This is a genomic window from Anaerolineales bacterium, from assembly GCA_003105035.1.
Taxonomy (GTDB): Bacteria; Chloroflexota; Anaerolineae; order Anaerolineales; family UBA4823; genus FEB-25.
Map to the genome: position 1 here is coordinate 159,490 of PQAL01000024.1, position 18,181 is coordinate 177,670.

Annotated in this window: 19 protein-coding genes; 11 read left to right on the forward strand and 8 right to left on the reverse strand. The window is 50.3% G+C overall.

From position 1 onward, the window contains the following. Positions 1–155: 155 nt before the first annotated feature. Positions 156–1,418 (reverse strand): DUF58 domain-containing protein, encoded by a 1,263-nt coding sequence (locus C3F13_10705; GenBank protein ID PWB53078.1) that lies wholly within the window; start codon positions 1,416–1,418, stop codon positions 156–158. Next, the gene (locus tag C3F13_10710; protein PWB53079.1) at positions 1,415–2,377 is read right to left on the reverse strand and encodes an AAA family ATPase; all 963 of its coding nucleotides are present in this window, start codon (positions 2,375–2,377) and stop codon (positions 1,415–1,417) included. Before C3F13_10710 ends, C3F13_10705 begins: the two co-directional genes overlap by 4 nt. A gap of 169 nt (positions 2,378–2,546) precedes the next feature. Here C3F13_10710 and C3F13_10715 point away from each other — a divergent pair, with 169 nt between their 5' ends. From C3F13_10715 to secF, 7 genes are all read left to right on the forward strand, one after another. Next, complete coding sequence (locus tag C3F13_10715; protein PWB53080.1) at positions 2,547–3,503, forward strand: hypothetical protein; 957 nt, start codon at positions 2,547–2,549, stop codon at positions 3,501–3,503. After that, positions 3,478–4,158, forward strand: coding sequence for a hypothetical protein (locus C3F13_10720; GenBank protein ID PWB53081.1), 681 nt, complete (start codon positions 3,478–3,480; stop codon positions 4,156–4,158). The genes C3F13_10715 and C3F13_10720 overlap by 26 nt, the downstream gene beginning before the upstream one ends. A gap of 55 nt (positions 4,159–4,213) precedes the next feature. After that, positions 4,214–4,918, forward strand: a complete 705-nt coding sequence (locus C3F13_10725; GenBank protein ID PWB53082.1) for a stage II sporulation protein E — start codon at positions 4,214–4,216, stop codon at positions 4,916–4,918. Positions 4,919–4,990: 72 nt separating this feature from the next. Further along, entirely contained in the window at positions 4,991–6,001 is a 1,011-nt protein-coding gene (locus tag C3F13_10730) for a hypothetical protein (protein PWB53083.1), read from the forward strand. Positions 6,002–6,013: 12 nt separating this feature from the next. After that, positions 6,014–6,358 carry a hypothetical protein gene (locus C3F13_10735; protein ID PWB53084.1) on the forward strand — a complete coding sequence of 115 codons (345 nt, stop codon included), beginning with the start codon at positions 6,014–6,016 and terminating at the stop codon, positions 6,356–6,358. Positions 6,359–6,463: 105 nt separating this feature from the next. Further along, positions 6,464–7,909: a protein translocase subunit SecD gene (gene secD, locus C3F13_10740; protein PWB53085.1), complete on the forward strand. Its 1,446-nt coding sequence runs from the start codon at positions 6,464–6,466 to the stop codon at positions 7,907–7,909. A 9-nt stretch (positions 7,910–7,918) separates the two neighbouring features. After that, positions 7,919–8,833, forward strand: coding sequence for a protein translocase subunit SecF (secF, locus tag C3F13_10745; protein ID PWB53086.1), 915 nt, complete (start codon positions 7,919–7,921; stop codon positions 8,831–8,833). A 179-nt stretch (positions 8,834–9,012) separates the two neighbouring features. Here the strand turns inward: secF and C3F13_10750 are convergent, their stop codons facing one another. Continuing rightward, positions 9,013–9,789, reverse strand: coding sequence for a hypothetical protein (locus C3F13_10750; GenBank protein PWB53087.1), 777 nt, complete (start codon positions 9,787–9,789; stop codon positions 9,013–9,015). A 76-nt stretch (positions 9,790–9,865) separates the two neighbouring features. Between C3F13_10750 and murA the strand changes: the two genes are divergently transcribed. Further along, positions 9,866–11,158, forward strand: coding sequence for a UDP-N-acetylglucosamine 1-carboxyvinyltransferase (gene murA, locus C3F13_10755; protein ID PWB53088.1), 1,293 nt, complete (start codon positions 9,866–9,868; stop codon positions 11,156–11,158). A gap of 12 nt (positions 11,159–11,170) precedes the next feature. Here the strand turns inward: murA and trxA are convergent, their stop codons facing one another. Together trxA and C3F13_10765 are read right to left on the reverse strand one after the other, a co-directional pair. Beyond that, the gene (gene trxA, locus C3F13_10760; protein PWB53089.1) at positions 11,171–11,524 is read right to left on the reverse strand and encodes a thioredoxin; all 354 of its coding nucleotides are present in this window, start codon (positions 11,522–11,524) and stop codon (positions 11,171–11,173) included. Positions 11,525–11,601: 77 nt separating this feature from the next. After that, the gene (locus tag C3F13_10765; GenBank protein PWB53090.1) at positions 11,602–12,027 is read right to left on the reverse strand and encodes an osmotically inducible protein OsmC; all 426 of its coding nucleotides are present in this window, start codon (positions 12,025–12,027) and stop codon (positions 11,602–11,604) included. A 72-nt stretch (positions 12,028–12,099) separates the two neighbouring features. On the opposite strand from C3F13_10765, the gene C3F13_10770 reads away from it, so the two are divergent. After that, entirely contained in the window at positions 12,100–12,876 is a 777-nt protein-coding gene (locus C3F13_10770) for a chromosome segregation protein ScpA (protein PWB53091.1), read from the forward strand. A 7-nt stretch (positions 12,877–12,883) separates the two neighbouring features. Here the strand turns inward: C3F13_10770 and xth are convergent, their stop codons facing one another. Together xth and C3F13_10780 are read right to left on the reverse strand one after the other, a co-directional pair. Next, positions 12,884–13,675 (reverse strand): exodeoxyribonuclease III, encoded by a 792-nt coding sequence (xth, locus tag C3F13_10775; protein ID PWB53092.1) that lies wholly within the window; start codon positions 13,673–13,675, stop codon positions 12,884–12,886. After that, positions 13,672–14,535: a DegV family protein gene (locus tag C3F13_10780; protein ID PWB53093.1), complete on the reverse strand. Its 864-nt coding sequence runs from the start codon at positions 14,533–14,535 to the stop codon at positions 13,672–13,674. Before C3F13_10780 ends, xth begins: the two co-directional genes overlap by 4 nt. A gap of 173 nt (positions 14,536–14,708) precedes the next feature. Here C3F13_10780 and C3F13_10785 point away from each other — a divergent pair, with 173 nt between their 5' ends. Next, on the forward strand, positions 14,709–15,998 hold the full coding sequence (locus C3F13_10785; GenBank protein ID PWB53094.1) for a histidine--tRNA ligase: 1,290 nt from the start codon (positions 14,709–14,711) through the stop codon (positions 15,996–15,998). A gap of 240 nt (positions 15,999–16,238) precedes the next feature. Here C3F13_10785 and C3F13_10790 read toward each other — a convergent pair whose 3' ends face one another. Next, the gene (locus C3F13_10790; GenBank protein ID PWB53095.1) at positions 16,239–17,081 is read right to left on the reverse strand and encodes a hypothetical protein; all 843 of its coding nucleotides are present in this window, start codon (positions 17,079–17,081) and stop codon (positions 16,239–16,241) included. An 891-nt stretch (positions 17,082–17,972) separates the two neighbouring features. Here C3F13_10790 and C3F13_10795 point away from each other — a divergent pair. Then, the coding region (locus C3F13_10795) for a cupin (GenBank protein ID PWB53104.1) at positions 17,973–18,181 on the forward strand (209 nt) is incomplete at its 3' end.

Sequence of the window (18,181 nt, forward strand, 5' to 3'; positions counted from 1 at the left end):
AGCTTTTCAGGGTTACCTCATTTATTTCTTAAAACAGGATATCCAGAATCGCGTGATGCTACATTGAGGAATCCAAAGAAACAATTACTTATAGCTAATTGTATAGGAAAAATGCATTTCCGTAATATGATAAGGGACACAAAACTCGTGGCTTCTCAAGAACCTTCGGGATTCGACAAAGCTGTCGATAAGTCCATGCCATTTTTCACCACCCGTAAAGGGACCCCTAAGAGCCGTACGCTTTCGACCAACTCAGCTGAGTCATTACTGCCCCCAAAGGTACCGGCATCCAGGATGACCATGATTGGTTTTAACCCACGCTGTAACAGGAAATCAACGATCAGCGCTTCATTCGACGAGGTTGACGAGGTGATTAACACCACGGTACTACCGCGTACCATGTGTTTAACCTGGGTTTCAATCAGGGTATGTAACGGAAGCTCACCTGCAGCCCGAGTAAGCGCCAAGGCTTCGAGGATCTTCCCAAGCTGACGGCCCCCCCGATCAGGTGAAATCAAGGTCAGGTGCTGACCAGCACATACGAAGCCCACTGCCCTACCCCTCCTTAAATAGTCTCGCACCAGTGAGGCAGCAGTTGAGACCCCATACTCCTCCGTGGAAGCAGGCAAGGGGATTTTCGATCCATGGGACCAAAAATCTCGCAGGTTCACCCCAGGCTCTGACTGAGGTAAAGAAGCTTGTATTTTCGCGGCAGCGTCCAAAAAGATCCAGACGTCAGCCAGAGGGTCAAGCTCGAATTCTTTGACGACGAGACGACCCCGCCGTGCAGTGCTCAACCAGTGTATGCGGTTGAGTGGGTCACCGGTGAAGTATTCACGCACACCCGCTGCATTAGGGGTAACCTGATGAGTACGCCTGCGCAAGGCTTCCCCTCCAGGCAGCAATCCAGGTGGGTTGGGAAAGCCGCGCACATCGACCATCATGGGATACACCAACAAGGCATCCTTTTCAGCAATAGCGCGCTCTACCGGGAACAATCCGAAAATGTCGCCCGAGGCAATTACCGTGGGGCCGAGAGGAAATACTCCCCGTCGGACGAGGCGGACGCGTGCCACATATGACCGGGCTTGCTTTCCGCGAAGTATGGTGATCACGCGCGAGCCATCCGATCCCGGAAGGGGTGATTGATCGCGGACCTCCAGCCACAGGCGAGGAAAGCGGTTAAGATTCTGGATCTCAAAGCGTTCCTCAAATATTTGTCCAACCTGGGCACGCATTGTTCGGCTCGACCGATTGAAGCTCAAGGCGCGAACAGCCATTATGGACCAAAGCCAGGAACCAAAGAACAACACCGCCCAAAAGGCTGATAAACGATAATAAAGCTTACCCCCTGTGGCAAGACCCGCGGTGACACTGAGAGCTAATAAGGCTAAGACAACTTTTTGACCAGTGGTCATGCTTGTGAATAGGCTTTCGGATCTCCCCCAGGCACAGGGACTGTGTTCAGGATTTCATCCAAAACCTGCTCACTGCTCAAGTCACGCAACCTGGCAGCCGGTCCCAGGATCACCCGGTGGGAAAGAGCTGGTTTGACCAGGGTTTTGATATCGTCTGGTAGGACAAAATCGCGCCCCTGCATGGCTGCCAGCGCTTGGGAGGTGCGGAACAATGCCAGGCTGCCACGCGGGCTGGCACCGAGGTAGACATCGCCATGTTGGCGGGTTTGGCGGGTTAGCTCCACGATGTAACGCTTGACAGCCGGAGAAACAAACACGGATTTAATCGCTTCCTGGGCAGAAAGCAGCTCTTCAGCAGGAGCAACTTGCTGGAGGTCAGTCACCGGGTGGTGATATTGCTGGCGCTCAAGGATATTTATCTCATCATTGATGTCCGGGTAACCCAATCGTAATCTTAGTAAAAACCGGTCCAGCTGAGCTTCTGGAAGTGGGAAGGTGCCTTCATATTCGATGGGATTCTGGGTCGCCAGCACCATAAAAGGTTTTGGCAGGGGATGGGTGACGCCATCCACTGTGATTTGTTGTTCTTCCATCGCCTCAAGCAAGGCTGCCTGGGTCTTGGGCGTGGCTCGATTGATCTCATCGGACAGCACGATCTGAGCCATAATTGGACCAGGCCGAAACTCGAATTGCGTACTCACCTGGTTATAGATTGACACGCCGGTAACATCGCTTGGCAGCATATCCGGGGTAAATTGAATCCGGCTAAAGGCACAACCTAATGATTTAGCCAGGCTGCGTGCCAGGACCGTCTTCCCTACCCCAGGGACATCCTCGATCAATAAATGCCCCTGGCATAGAAGACTGATGATAGCCAGCTCAACTGGCCGGCGCTTGCCAATGATTACTTTTTCGACATTTGCAACAATTTTCTCGGTAAAACTCTGGATATCTGTCATGAACTGCTCCCATGTACAGGTAAATACCAACTTTACATTAATTTTTTAAATATTATCACAGTTTACTCTTTGGGTATCATTACATCTACTCAGCGATGATATGACAGGTTCATACAGAATAGTGCAAATTTAGAATTATGCTAAAATTTCAGGCGGAGGCAGAGCAGAAATGACCACAAAAATCATCCTTAACCCTTATGCCGGGCGCTGGAAAGGCCGCGAAAAACGCCCTGATGTCGAAAGTACAATGAAGTCGGCGGGTATCGAATACGATCTGGTTGTGACTGATGCCCCAAACCACGGCACCGACCTGGCTTACCAGGCGGTTAAGGCGGGATACTCTCCAATCGTGTCTGCCGGCGGTGATGGAAGCGTCAGCGAAGTGATGAATGGAATCGTGGCAGCTGCCCAGGAGCTGGGTGTGACTCCCCCGCCTCTTGGGGTCCTTCCCCTGGGTTCTGCCAACGACCTGATGGTCAACCTTGGCTTGCCGATCAACATTCCAGAAGCAGTCAAAGTGATTGCTGCGGGGCAAACCCGCCGTATCGACCTGGGGGCAGTCACTGCCTGGGACATTCAAGGGAAAAATCCTAAAAAAAGATACTTCGATAACAACAGCGCAATCGGCCTGGAGCCCTGCATTACGTTGGTCCAGCAACGAATCTCCTGGCTGCGTGGGTCACTCCGCTACGTGGTGGCAACCCTGCTGGGTGTGCTGCAGAATCCCCAGTGGAAGATGCACATTGAGTGGGAAGGTGGATCCTATGATGGTCCTGCCACCCTGGTTACGGCGGGAAATAACCCGCTCACAGGGGGCGTTTTTTACATGGCTCCACACGCTGATCCTTTCGATGGTAAGTTGAGCTGTGTTTTCGGCTCAATTCCGTCCAGGTTGAAGATTCTCCAGGTGTTACCCAGAACGATGAAAGCTGGCCCGGGCAACTATGTGGAGCACCCAGCCATCAAGGAGATCAACGTCAGCTGGCTAAAAATCCATACTGATAAGCCCACCCCCTTGCATGCTGATGGTGAAATCCAATTCGAGCAAACCCAGGACATCGAATACCAAGTTCTGCCAGACTATTTGCCAATACTGATGCATGGAGATGCAAAAGCCTCCGAATAACATCACTAAGCTGCCATTAGCCAGGCGAGTCCTGGCGGCTATTTTACGTTCTTTCTTCAATCTCCTCTATCATCAAATGGCCTGGACGTATGACTGGGTGGCAGCGATCGTCTCTGTAGGGTCATGGAAAACCTGGGTTGAAGAAATCGCAAATTACGTAGAAGGCCCTCGAGCGCTCGAGATCGGGCATGGTCCTGGCTACCTCCAATATTTATTAATAAAGAAAGGTATTACCACTTTCGGCGTGGATGAAAGTGCCGAGATGAGCCGAATTGCACGCAAGCGGCTGTTCAGCCTTGGCTTAAACCTGAATCTGACGCGCGGAGATGCACTCAACCTGCCATTTGCTGAACAGAGCTTTAACCAGGTCGTGTTGACTTTCCCATCCGAATTTATCCTCAACCCAGAGGCACTTCAAGAAATTCACCGCGTGCTCGTGGATGCGGGCATAACCGTTATTCTACCCCTGGGGTGGGTCACCGGCCATAAACCAGCTGAGAGATTGGCAGCCTGGATAAACCACCTTACCAATGAAGCACCTGAATGGAACGAGAAAGCCCTGGATCCATGGAAGGGAGGTGGATTTGACATCAGCTGGGAGATGGTAGACTTTAACGCTTCAAAGATCCTGGTCATTAAAATGGTCAAATTATGATCTGCATAGCAGGAAAGGTATGCAGAGGGGTATGGATTGTTGTAAAATGTAAGCTATGGAAATTAAACTGGCTGTTGCAAAAATCAACAAGTATGCCACTTCTGAGAGCGGTGATTCAGTCGAAGTGGTCGAACGGCCAAATGGGGGCATTTCGGTCGTCATGGCCGATGGACAGAGTTCAGGCAAGGGTGCCAAGCAAGTATCATCGCTGGTGGTGAGGAAGGTTATTTTCCTGCTGTCGGAAGGGGTTCGCGATGGGGCCGCCGCCAGGGCTGCCTCTGATTACCTCTTCACCGAACGTAAGGGGAAAGTCTCCGCAACGCTCAACATCGTCTCCATCGACCTGCAGACTGTCACGATGGTGATCACCAGGAATAATCCATTGCCGGTTTTCATTGCGTCAAATGAAGAAATCTGTGCATTCGATGATGAATGCAATCCAATCGGAATTTATCGCGATACTCGTCCCTTGATCAATGAATTGCCGCTTGAACCCGGGTTGACGGTGGTCCTGTTTACCGACGGGTTGATCTATGCTGGGTCACGCAGTGGTGAAAGTCTGAATATCAAGGAGTTTTTAGAATCGCACATTGAGGAACAACCCAACCCACAGGAGTTGGCTGACCAGCTGCTGTCTGATGCGATGCAGCTCGACCGTGGCCGACCAGTGGATGACATCTCCGTGGTGGTCATCCAGGTCACCGGCCAGCATGTGGACGGGGTGCGACGCATGACCGTCCAGCTTCCCTTGCAAACCTGAATAACTGCCTAAGCGGGGTAATTCACCTTGTCGGACCACCGTAGACGAACTAAACTTCGCAAGCTGAGAGCCATGTGGCGAGATGTGTGGCTCCTGCTGAGTGAGTTTGGTACGCCGCTGCTTATCTTCGTGATCGCCATCTTCATCGGAGGCTTTGCGTATTATTTATTAGCGGCGGAAGCAGAAGAACCGTTGGAGAATTTCCTGGAAGCATTATATGTCGTCTTATCGATGACTTTTTTTCAGAACGCGGGAGAGTTCCCACATACCTGGTACCTGGGCATCTTTTATTTCATCATGCCCGTGCTTGGGCTTATTCTACTGGCACAAGGGATCACCGAGTTTAGCGTCATGTTATTCAACCGGCGGGCGCGTGGAAAGGAATGGGAGATTGCCGTGGCATCAACCTATAGCAACCATATAATCCTGGTCGGCCTGGGGCACCTGGGGTACCGTATTGCAGAAGAATTGATCAACATGGAACAGGATATCGTGGTGATTGAATCCAACCCGAAGGCAGACCTTACGGCAACGGTGAAGAAGATGGGCATCCCAGTCATCCAGGATGATGCCAGCCATGAGCTGACCCTGGAAGCTGCCGGAGTACAACATGCTCGGTCGATCATCCTGTGCATCCAAAATGACAGCCTTAACTTGAAAGTTGCCTTGAAAGCCCGGAGAATGAATCCCAACATTCAGGTCATCCTGCGAATATTTGATGATGATTTTGCCCAGGGATTACAGGAACAATTCGGCTTTTCAGCTTTCAGCGCCACCGGTATGGCAGCACCTGCCTTTGCTGCAGCTGCGTCCGGGGTCGATATGACCAGGCCAATCACCGTAGAAGGACAGTCTATGAGCCTGGCGCATATCAAAATCGACCCTGCGTCGGTGATCAACCATAAGACCATCAGTGAAGTTGAGCAGGAATACAAGCTCAACATTGTTTTTATTCGTAGAGACAGCACCTCCGATTTTCACCCACCTGCTGACTATCGTCTGGCAGCCAATGACGAGCTGGCAATTTTGGGTGGCTTGAATGAGATCAGAAGCCTGGCAAGCGCTAGCCGTCCATTAAGTTGAAAGCCGGGCAAAATGATAATTGGCGTGGTTGGTCCTTGTGGAGCTGGAAAGTCTTCACTCGTTTCAGGATTGGGAATCGAAGGATATCTGGTCAGGCATATCGCCCAGGAGCATTCATACGTCCCCGATATGTGGAAAAGGCTGACCAATCCCGATATCCTGATCTACCTGGATGTGTCATATGAGAACACCATCCTGAGGCGGAAACTTGATTGGACCTATGAAGAATATGCGGAGCAGCTGCGCCGGTTGCTACATGCCCGCCAGCATGCAGATATTTTCATTGATACCAACCCCTTGACCGTTGAAGAAGTGAAGGCTACCGCCCTCTCCATTATCAGTTTGAATTCCAAATAGACATTCCAATCGATAGGGGGTATAATTCTGGGTTGCCAGTCGATTATGGTACAGATCCAGCATTCGGCTGGCGTTTGTGTGTATCATGGAGGATATATTCACCTGATGAACCGCTCTTACCGTTTACTGATTCCCATTATCCTGATCTTAATTCTTGCGATCTTCATTGACCTTCCAAAAAGCCCGGGTATTCACATCGGTTCCTATAATCGAGACTTCAGCACCCATCTCGGGTTGGACCTGGTTGGTGGACTTCAAGCATTGCTGGAAGCCGACGTGCCTCCCACGACATCTGTAGACCCGAAGGACATGGCCGTGGCAGAGAAGATCGTTGAAAACCGGGTGAATGCCCTCGGAGTCTCGGAGCCAGTTGTGCAACAAGCCGGCTCCAAGCGCATCGTGATTGAGCTTCCCGGAGAAACCGACCCCGAAAAAGCTCTGGCTGTGATCAAACAGACCGGCTTATTAGAATTTGTGGATATGACTTCTCTGACCAACCAAGAAGCTTTCGCCCTCGTCCACACCAAGATCAACACTGACTGGGTGCCCGGAGTGAGCCAGCCCACCCAATCCATCACTTCCACGGTCACCACACCTGCCAGTACGCCCGAGCTCACGATCACTCCATCAGCTACAGCTACCTCCACTATCACCTCCACGATTCCAGCGGTTTTGGGGCCAACTTTTCACACGATCATGACCGGTGCAGACCTTAAAAATGTGGGCGTTCAAACCACCCAGGGGGGCGGGTACGTTGTTGCATTTGAATTAAACTCCGAAGGCTCGCAGATATTCAAAGATTTCACCAGCGCTCATGTCGGGCAGATCCTGGGGATTACGCTGGACAAGGAGGTAATCTCAGCTCCTTCTGTCAATACTCCCATTACAGGAGGTAAAGGGGTGATCGAAGGGAAGTTCACAGCCGATGAAGCTAACACCCTGGCATTACAACTCAAATATGGCTCGCTGCCAATCCCACTGAAAGTGATTACCAGTGAATCGGTTGGGCCAACGCTTGGGCAGGATTCGCTAAATAAAAGCCTGGTTGCTGGTGTTATCGGGCTGACTGTGGTGGTATTGTTCATGGCACTCTATTACCGCCTACCGGGGATTGTGGCTGATCTGGCATTGCTGTGTTATGCAACCATAACCTTTGCTCTTTTCCGACTTATCCCCGTTACGCTAACGCTGCCGGGTATTGCCGGTTTTATTTTGAGTGTTGGCGTAGCAGTGGATGCAAATGTGCTGATCTTTGAGCGTCTAAAAGAGGAATTACGGGCTGGCAAGTCACTCAGCCATGCCATTGACCTGGGCTGGAAAAATGCCTGGCCTTCCATCCGCGATTCGAACTTTTCAACCCTGATCACTTGCGGGATTTTGTTCTGGTTTGGGAACACCTTCGGGGCAAGCATTGTGAAAGGCTTTTCGTTGACCCTGGCGATCGGTGTGCTGGTGAGCATGTTCACTGCCATCGTGGTAACCCGCACCTTCCTGCACGTGGTACTGGATCGGATCAATTTCACCAGGCATGCCTCCTGGTTTGGTCTTTAGGAGCCTGCGATGATTGACATTGTAAAACGACGTTATCTCTATTTTGGCATCTCCTTGCTGGTCATCATCCCTGGCATGCTTGCCCTGGCAGTGTGGGGCTTGCCATTGGCGATCGATTTCAAAGGGGGAAGTTTGTTGGATATCAGCTTTGATTCGGGGACGGTACCGCCCCCTGCACAGGTGACAACTCTGTATGCGGAAAATGGCTTCAGGGATTCGATCGTGCAGACCTCGGGTCAGGACGGCATGATCATCCGCTCAACGGATATGACTGATGCACAGCGGAACCAGCTGGTAACGCTGATGGAAGCGCAGTTTAACAGCACCATCACTGTAAACCGTTTTGAATCCGTAGGACCATCGGTTGGGCAGGAAGTTGCGAAACGTGCAGCAGGTGCGGTAGGGCTAGCTGCGCTTGGCATTCTCCTTTACATTACCCTGGCATTCCGGGGTGTTTCGAACGCTTATCGCTTTGGGGTGGCAGCCATCATTGCTATGCTACACGATGTGCTCGTTGTCCTTGGTGTGGAAGCCATACTGGCGCACTTCCTCCATTGGGAGGTTGATTCCTTGTTCCTGACCGCCCTCTTGACCGTGATCGGTTTCTCGGTTCACGATACCATCGTGGTGTTTGACCGTATCCGTGAAAACCTATATATCTACCGCAAGCTCCCCTATGAAACCGTGGTCAACCACTCGATCGTACAGACCCTGGTTCGTTCGATCAACACCCAGTTGACCGTCATGCTGACACTTTTCGCACTGGCGCTGTTCGGTGGCATTACCATCCGCCATTTTGTAGTGATCCTGCTGGTGGGTGTCTTCAGCGGAACCTATTCGTCGATCTTTAACGCCTCGCCCATCCTGGTAGTATGGGAAAACAAGGAATGGAAGACCTGGTTCAGGCGTAAGCCCGCTGTGTAATGAGTATTTCAATCGGATTAGTATGAGTGGGGTTGCCTTTTATAAGATAAGGTCAACCCCACTGTATTTAATAATCTATTTGCTAAAGTGTATCTACCGAATCGAATTTAATATATGCGTTCAATCCTCCCCATAGCATAACCTCTTCATGGGGTGTACTTTCAATAAGTTCGATATGACTACCCACCTACCAGGGCAGCCACCAGGTTTTGAAGGAATACCAGTATAAATGCCCCAAGGATCAAGAATGGGCCATATGGCAAGGCCATGAAAGCCTGATATTTGTGCGTGAGCAGGGAATAAATAATATAGCCCAAGCTGACCAAGCCGCCGACAAATACTGCCACGACCAGACCTACCAGGATCAAAGGCCAGCCGAGCATCAATCCAAGCACACCGCTAAGATTGACATCACCAAACCCCAACGCCACGTCATTGACCGGCTGTCCACGCCTGCGACTGACAAGCTTCATGATCAGTGCCCCGAGCTGGTACAAAAGCCACATCACTGCAAACCCAGCAACACCGCCAAGTAATGTATACATCCAGCCAACGCGCAGATAACCAACGATGATGCCCAAGGCCGCACCGCATATGCTGACCGGGTGCATGATCAGGCGATATTCCAGGTCAATTAGGACCACCACACCAAAGTAAGCCAGGACGACCATCCCCAACCAGTACCCTATCTTCACCGGTGGGTAAATGCTGATCAGGACTGACGCCACAATGTAGACGATTTCCACCAACCAAACCCGGAGGTTGCGACGGGTGTGGCAGGTTGGGCATTGGCGCGGCCAGAGCAGGTAGTTCACCCAACCCTGGGTTGTGTCACAGGCGATGCAAAATGGACGAGTCAGCTTACGGCGCAGAGGCAGCACATCTGCCAGGTAATTCACCAATGCTCCAAGCAACCAACCGGGGATAACCGCCAGAATGTTGATGTATGTTATCATAGCGAAGATTATAGCAAGTATTTATCGATTACAATGCTTTTTGACGCCAACATTACTGTTCTGTAAGGAGGATGTGATGGAAAAGTTGATCATCCAGGGAGGCTACCCGCTGAGTGGTGAGGTCACCCCGTCGGGGAACAAAAACGCAGCCCTTCCCTTATTGGCTGCCTGCTTACTTACTGACGAGCCGGTGATTCTGCATAACGTCCCCAACATCCGCGATGTGAACGATATGATTGCCTTGCTGCAGAGCCTGGGGGTGGAGGCGGAGAAGCTCGAAAATCACACCTGGAAGATCCACGCAGCTAATCTTTGCCCAGCCGAGCTGAAACCGGATCTATGCCGGCGCATCCGGGCATCGATCTTACTTGCCGGTCCGATGGTGGCGCGCACAGGCGACCTGAGGCTACCTCCCCCGGGAGGCGACGTGATTGGCAGGCGCCGGGTGGATACACACATCCTGGCTATCCGGGCGCTTGGCGCGCAGGCAGACTTTGACCGGGCAAACCGCGTGTTCGTATTTTCAGCTGGGAAGCTGACAGGCGCGGATATCCTACTGGATGAAGCCAGTGTGACAGCCACTGAAAATGCCATCATGGCAGCGGTGACCGCAAAAGGTGAGACCATCCTACGTAATGCTACCTCTGAGCCACACATCCAGGAATTATGCCACTTTTTGAATACGCTTGGGGCGAAGATCGAAAATATCAGCTCAAATACGCTGCATATCCATGGTGTCAATAAACTACATGGGGGCGAATTTACGATCGGGCCTGATTACCTGGAAGTGGTGAGTTTTATCGGTGCAGCAGCCCTGACGAGGGGTACCATTACCATTAACAATGCCGGGGCACATTACCTGGGCATGATCCGCCTGGTTTTTGGCAGGCTGGGCGTGGAATGGCAGGTGGATGGAGATAAAATTCTGGTCGGTCCACCCCAGAAATTGGTGGTCGAGCCAGACCTGGGAGATGCCATCCCAGTGATCAACGTGATGCCCTGGCCTTCCTTCCCCACCGACCTGATGAGCATCGCCATTGTCATCGGTACACAATCCAAAGGCAGTGTGCTGTTTCACGACTGGATGTATCCCAGCCGGATGTTCTTCACCGATAAGCTGGTTTCGATGGGAGCGCAGATCGTGCTGTGCGATCCGCATCGCTGCATTGTTCAGGGACCAACCCAGCTATTTGGAGAGACGCTCGAGAGTCCGGATATCCGGGCTGGCATGGCCCTCGTGCTGGCTGCCCTGACCGCAGAGGGTCAATCAGTTATCCGTAATGTGGGGCAGATCGATCGCGGTTACGAGCGGATCGATGAAAAACTAAGCCTTCTCGGCGCACGGATAGAGCGAACCGCTGAATTGTAATAAAACCTTGGGTTAATTCTTGGCTGCCTGGCCAATCACATCCAGAAATTGGGTTACGATGGTACGCAGCATTGGTTCAGGCAAGGCACCTACCTGGCGGTGAATGATCTTCCCACTGGAAACGAAAAGTATCGTGGGAATCCCCTGGACACCATACTTCATCATCCATTCCTGATTTTCATCCGTATTAACCTTGGCAATGATGACCTTCCCGGCATTCTCCTTGGCGATCTTGTCGAGAACAGGTGCGATCATTTTACATGGGCTGCACCAGGGGGCCCAGAAATCGACGATGACCGGAATGGGTGAATTCAAAACGGTCTTTTCAAATGCTGCGTCGGTTACATGAATGGGTTCGTCAATCATTGAATCTTCTCCAGGAAAGGTTTCTAGGTTAGATGCAATCCCAATAAAATCGTTGCACTGGGCGCTATCCAAGTGAGTTACACATCGGGGTCAATGATCTGGTAAGTGCTACGGATATCGGCGGATGAGCGCAGCATGGCGCTAACCGAGCAATACTTCTCTTCTGATAACCGGATAGCGTGCTCAACTGCCTTGGGATCAATATCCTTGCCGAAAATTAGATATTCGACTTCAATCTCACGGTATACTTTGGGGAAATCTTCCGCTTTCTTCCCTCGCACTTTAACTTTTAAGCCTCTTAAAGGTTGGCGCTTTTTCACGAGAATATCGACGATATCCACGCCAGTACAACCTGCCAGACCAACCAGCACAAGCTCCATGGGTGAAATCCCTGGATTATCAGCCAGCGTACCCATCTGGACGATACCACCCGCTACATTACGCCCAATAAAGGCCCCGCCCGACTGCCATTCGGCTTCAATCTCTCGCCATTGCTCTGCCATTGTAAAATCCTTCTTTGAAGATGAAACAAGTATAGCATGACCGCTATCAATTGTCAGGTATAATTTTGCGTGATGTTCAGCCAAGCAACCCAAAACGTATCGAATTATTCTATCGCCACCCCGGTGTACGAAGGTCCTCTGGACCTGCTGCTGCAATTAATTGAGCGGGCAGAGCTGGACATCACCAAGTTATCCCTGGCTCTGATCACCGACCAGTATCTGGATTACATTCACCAGCTCACCGACCTGGCAGCCGATGAAGTCTCAGCTTTCTTGGTGATCGCAGCCAAACTACTGCAGATAAAATCTGAAGCGCTGCTGCCGCGCCCTCCCCAGCGTGATCCTGGTGAAGAAGACCCAGGCGAAGCACTGGCCAGGCAGCTGATCATATACAAACGGTACCGGGAGATTGCCATGATCCTCGGGGAGCGGGAAGCCAAGGGGTTACACACATACCTGCGGGTGGCACCTCCACCGAAGATCGAAGGCAGTTATGACCTGACAGGCATCACCATTGAAGATGTCGCGGCAGCCGCCCAGGAGATCTTCACGAATTTGAGTTTCCCAGATGCCCTATATTCGGTCGTGCCCCCCGCCCGAGTGACCATTCGCGAAAAGATCAGCTTGATAACCGATTCGCTGCGCCATCAGAAAAGCGTATCCTTCAGGTCATTGGTTAACCACGAAAACTCGAGGCTGGAGATCGTCGTGACATTCCTCGCCATGCTCGAGCTGATTAAACGCCACCTGGTGCGCGTATCGCAGGATGGCTTGTTTGGCGATATCTCGCTGGAAGTCTCAGAAGCCTGGGATGACCTGGAGGAGATCGAGATCGAGTTCGGCGAATAAAAACAGTTCAAGACCCAGGAACGGCTATGGTTGGAGAATCCAGGATCAAGGATACCGGACAGTGGTCAGAACCCATGATATCGGTGTGGATGATCACATCCTTGATCGATGGGACCAGCGCCTGAGAGACCAGGAAATAATCCAAGCGCCATCCAGTATTGTTCCTGCGAGCATTGGCTATATACGTCCACCAGGTGTATTGGACGCGGTCGGGATATAAGTAACGATAGATGTCCACAAATCCGTGCTCCAGATATTTATCGACCCAGGCGCGCTCTTCAGGCAAAAAACCGGATGTGTTCACATTGGCCTTGGGGTGACGCAGGTCGATCTCGGAATGGGCTGTATTGAAATCCCCGCAGATCACAATTCTCTCGCCGGCCACATGCATTGCATCGCAGATATCGAGGAGCTCAGCATAAAAGCGGAGCTTGAACTCCACGCGATCCAAGCCCCTTTGCCCGCTTGGAAAATAAACATTGAAGAGCCAGAAATCTGGGAATCTGAGACGGATCACCCGGCCTTCACGGTCGAATTCCGGGTTCCCGATTCCGAGATCAAACGATATTGGAGTGTACGAAGAGAAGGCCGCAACACCGCTGTAGCCTAGTTTTTCAGCCGGGTTCCAATATACTGAATGCTGGTTAAAATGCTCGTGAAACTCGGCTGCCACCTGCTCGGGGCGGGCCTTGATCTCCTGCAGGCAAAGCACATCGGGTTGCTCTTGCGCCAGACGATCCCAGGCGCCTTTGTTGAGCACTGCACGAAGCCCATTCACATTCCAGGTAGTAATCTTCAATCAAGACCTTCCATCAAATGGATCGGAACCACAGCTAAGCCAACAATTCCTGGCCCCGTGTGCACACCCAGAATAGGTGAGATACGCAAAATTTCAATTTTTCCAACATTCACTTTCGATTTTACGAGCTCGGCAAGCTTATCGGCATACTCAGAAAACTGACCATGCATGACAGAAACCCACAAAGGCGTTTCAGTGCCATATATTTTTACGATATAATCAACCATTCCCTCAATTGCCTTGGCGATTGTGCGTTCCTTGCCAAGCGTCGAATATTTCCCGTCAGACTTTTCAACGTGAATGATGGGCTTGATGTGCAATATAGAGCTAGCCAATGCCTGAACCCTGCCAATCCGCCCACCGCGCTGTAAATATTCTAATGTATCAAGTGTATATATCACTTCAGTTGCATTGCGGATTTTTGATAACCGGTCTAGGATAAATTCTATATCCTTGCCCGCTTTCGCACTGATCGCCGCGGCGAGTACCTGAAAGCGCTCACCTCCAGACAGTGTCAGACTGTCCACTATATGGATGGCCTTATCGGGCATGTGCGCAGCACCTAATCGAGCAGATTCTATTGTCCCACTCAAACCCGATGAGATATGGATCGAGATAATTTCTTCTCCAATATCTACCAATTTCTTATAGATACCAGTGAAGATCCCAGCCGAGGGTTGTGAGGTGGTAGGAATTTGAGGAACCATATTCTTTAGCCGGGTGTAAAAATCATCTGGTGATAATTCGGAAGAATTTACCTCACCATCCGGAAACTGGATATATAACGGTGCAACCTCGATATCCAATCCTTCGGCTTCATCCTCTGATAGGTCTGCAGCACAATCAGTAACAATTTTCATTAATTCTTGACTCCTTTAGGTAGATGCAATTTGCTCAAATAACTTAATAGGCTGAATTGTAACAGCTAGTCGTTAGAATACAAGAAGAATAAGGCGATAATATGTTAAAATCATCAATCTCTAAATTAAAGATGGATATTTATTTGGGCGCTCTTGAAAGGTAAACAACTTCCATGAAGCAGATCATCTCCTCCGTTAAAGGCACGCGTGACTACTATCCTGAAGACATGGCTATGCGCAACTGGCTGTATCAGGCCATCCGACAGGTGTCCGCTTCTTTTGGATACCAGGAATGGGAAGCCCCCATGCTGGAGTCGATCGCCCTGTATGCTGCCAAATCAGGCGAAGAGCTGGTCAACCAGCAATCGTTCGTCTTCCCTGACCGGGGTGGTGAGCTGCTCGCCTTGCGCCCGGAGCTTACCCCCAGCCTGGCTCGTATGGTTGCGCAGCGACAGAATCAGCTGGTCTTTCCTTTACGCTGGTGGTCGTGGGGGCCGTTCTGGCGTTATGAGCGCCCTCAACGAGGCCGGACGCGTGAATTTTTCCAGTGGAATATCGATCTGATTGGCGTTGATACCCCCGAAGCCGATGCTGAATTAATTGCTATTGCAGCCAATTTCTTAAAACAAGTGGGGCTGACACCTGAACAGGCAGTCATCCTGGTAAATGATCGACAGCTTACCAACGCGGAACTGGAGAAATTAGGCATCCCTAAGGAAAAACTGCCAGAATTTTTAAGCCTGATCGACCGCCGAAGTAAGATGGAGGCAGCCGAATGGGACGCCAACGCGATTGACCTGGGGATGGATAGTGCCCAACTGGCCGGTATGAAGACGTTTTTAAATGACCCCGAGCTATGGAGGAAATCAGCCGCACTGGTGCGGTTGTTCACCGCCCTGGAGTCTCTTGGGGTGAGTGATTACGTCAGGTATGATTCAAACATCATCCGTGGTTTGCTGTACTACACCAGCATCGTGTTCGAGGCATTCGCAGTGAATAGTGACATCAGGCGGGCTCTACTGGGGGGTGGGCGGTATGACAACCTGATGGAGCAGGTGGGAGGTGCCCCAGTGCCGGCGACTGGGTTCGCCATGGGTGACCTGGCGATCGGATTACTGCTGCAATCTCTCGGGCTGTTGCCGGAGGAGATCAAGAAAACCCCGGCAGAGGTGTATGTGACCGTATTTGATGTCGAGCGACAGCCCTCTTCAATGGCATTTGCAGCCAGCCTACGGGAGGCTGGCTTGAAAGTCATCTGCAGCCCGGAGGTGAGCAAGCTGCCAAAACAGTTTAAATACGCTGACCGGATTGGTGTGCGTCTGGCGGTAGTCATCGGTCCTGACGAGGTCGCCAGAGGATCGGTGACCGTGAAAGACCTGGCAAGCGGTGATCAACAAACTTTTATCAGGGCTGAAGCTGCACTTGAGATCAGGAAATTGCTGGACAACCAGGACAGCCTGTAATTAATAGATCTCGTTCAGAGCGCTTGTAACTCAACCAGCAGCGCAGATTACTGCTGATCAAGTGGTTGAGCGTAGTCCCCACCTTTTGTTGTTGGAGAAGTTCGAAACCCATCAGGCGCTCTCGCAGAAGGGAGATTTCGCAAGAAATCTCTTTTTTTAAGAATTATTGTCAGAACATGCAAAAACCAACCTCCGACTTTGATTTTTCTATTAGTGGGAATCCACTTAGTTGATAGAGGATTATGGAAAAGAAAGGTTGGCGCCTTGGTTACAATCATTAAAGTAGATATCCGGCCGGGATTCGGTCACTGATATCCTGCAACTAAAAGAAAACCCGTCATGAAAGATCACAGCAAAAACATAGGTACCGACAGCCGCAGTGTCGGGGCGTGGATATATTTTGTACGGTTTGCCTAAATGAGATCGGAGTTCAGGCACTGTTTCCATCGGCAGCCTGGTTTCTAGGCTGGGATCAGTTGTCACCCCAGCCATCGATTGATTGAGCGAACGCAGGATCTTTACCACCGAAACATCGTAACGCGCCAAACTACCGATCAAGATAATCAGAAAGATAATACCCGCGGTAAAAGCCAAGGTCCGTTGCCCACGACCGGTCTTCCCCTCTAAATAATACTTGATGAATTTGTTGGCTATCAGACGTAGAATTACTGCGAAAATAATAAATGCGCCGGTTGCCTCCAATAGGCCGATGATTGAGATTGAGGCAATAATGGGGTCGGTTGTGACAGAAGATATGTAAAAGAAATAACCTAATAATAACAGTAGCTCAACCGGCACCCAACCAAAAGTAATCCCCTCATAATCTTCAGTGAACCAACCAACAAATAATCCCTCCATGCCTGCAATAATACTCAAACCTCCCCAATAAAACCACAACCGAGGCCAGTCCATGCCTAGACGCTGGCTGGGTAAGGTGATCAGATTTATCGTGGACATCGTCCAGGTAAAAATAGATGCTGCCAGGATTCCTGTTAAAGCACATATCCACATGCGCTGCCAGCGAACATGGCTCGTCTCTTGTCGAATATACAACCTGATACTTTGGATTAATTTGCTGGTCATATTCCTTCAATTGAAATGAAACTGAAGAAGGCTATGGGATTATCCTAATCGTTAGTTGTTACACGCCATTATACTTTTACGAAGGCGAACTTACGGGGTTTTTCGGAATCACATCATCAAGATAAATCATAAATGGCCACCAGGGATCTAGAAACGCATCAAAACAACGATTGTTTGGAATGTTAAGACATTATTGTGTAGAAAATAAAACCTGGAAAATCTTACTAATCATGCTGCTTGTTGCTCCATTACAGTGTACTCCACTGAGACACAAGGGGCTAAGGACACCCTGAACGGTTGTGATTTTTAACCCACCGAAAATCACGGTGCCGCCTTAACGCAGGTGATGGTGACCTCCATGGTCCGTCCTGTAGACGTAGGAAATCACTCCCAAAAATCAACATCCGACCTCAACTATGGTTTTTTTTACAAATGGAACCTTGAGCACCATATATTCGCCATTTTATGGACTCTAAATATGCCTTAATGAATCATAATTACCTAACCAACAATTGGCTTAAAAATATGAGCTCAATAGGTAGTGGCGTGAGAAAATGATCCATTACCTGTATAGCGTATTTTGCTGCAAAACCAAGGGGGCTGTTTTCGCGAGCGGGTTGCGTAACTTGATGCTACACAGCTAATATGAACTGAGCACTTGAAGTAGGCGGGATCGAGATCGTGTGACCCAGCATCCACTCAAAACTCGGGCATCTGTCTAGAAATCAGGCCGTATAAAGAACATATACGTGACCAGATAGCGTAATCCCGGTCGTGATTATCAGTGTAAAATTTTTTAAATACTATGCACAACTAAATTTACCGCAGGGTAGTGTTATTTGCACAAGTTAAGCCCTAGAAGTACAGAAAGGAGTATAGAATGAGCAACAGATGGTACCTGAGTCGAAAGGTATTACAGCGAAAATACTTTCGACGGTTGATCTTGGACCTGAGATCGAGGGCATGGCAAGCCGCCAGTTTCGTATGCGTATGTTTACCTTTGAGCCTGGAGCTGTCTTTGGCCCGCTTCACGACCATAAAGACAGACCAGGCATCGTCTATATACTACAAGGAACGATCACTGATCATCGAAATGGAGT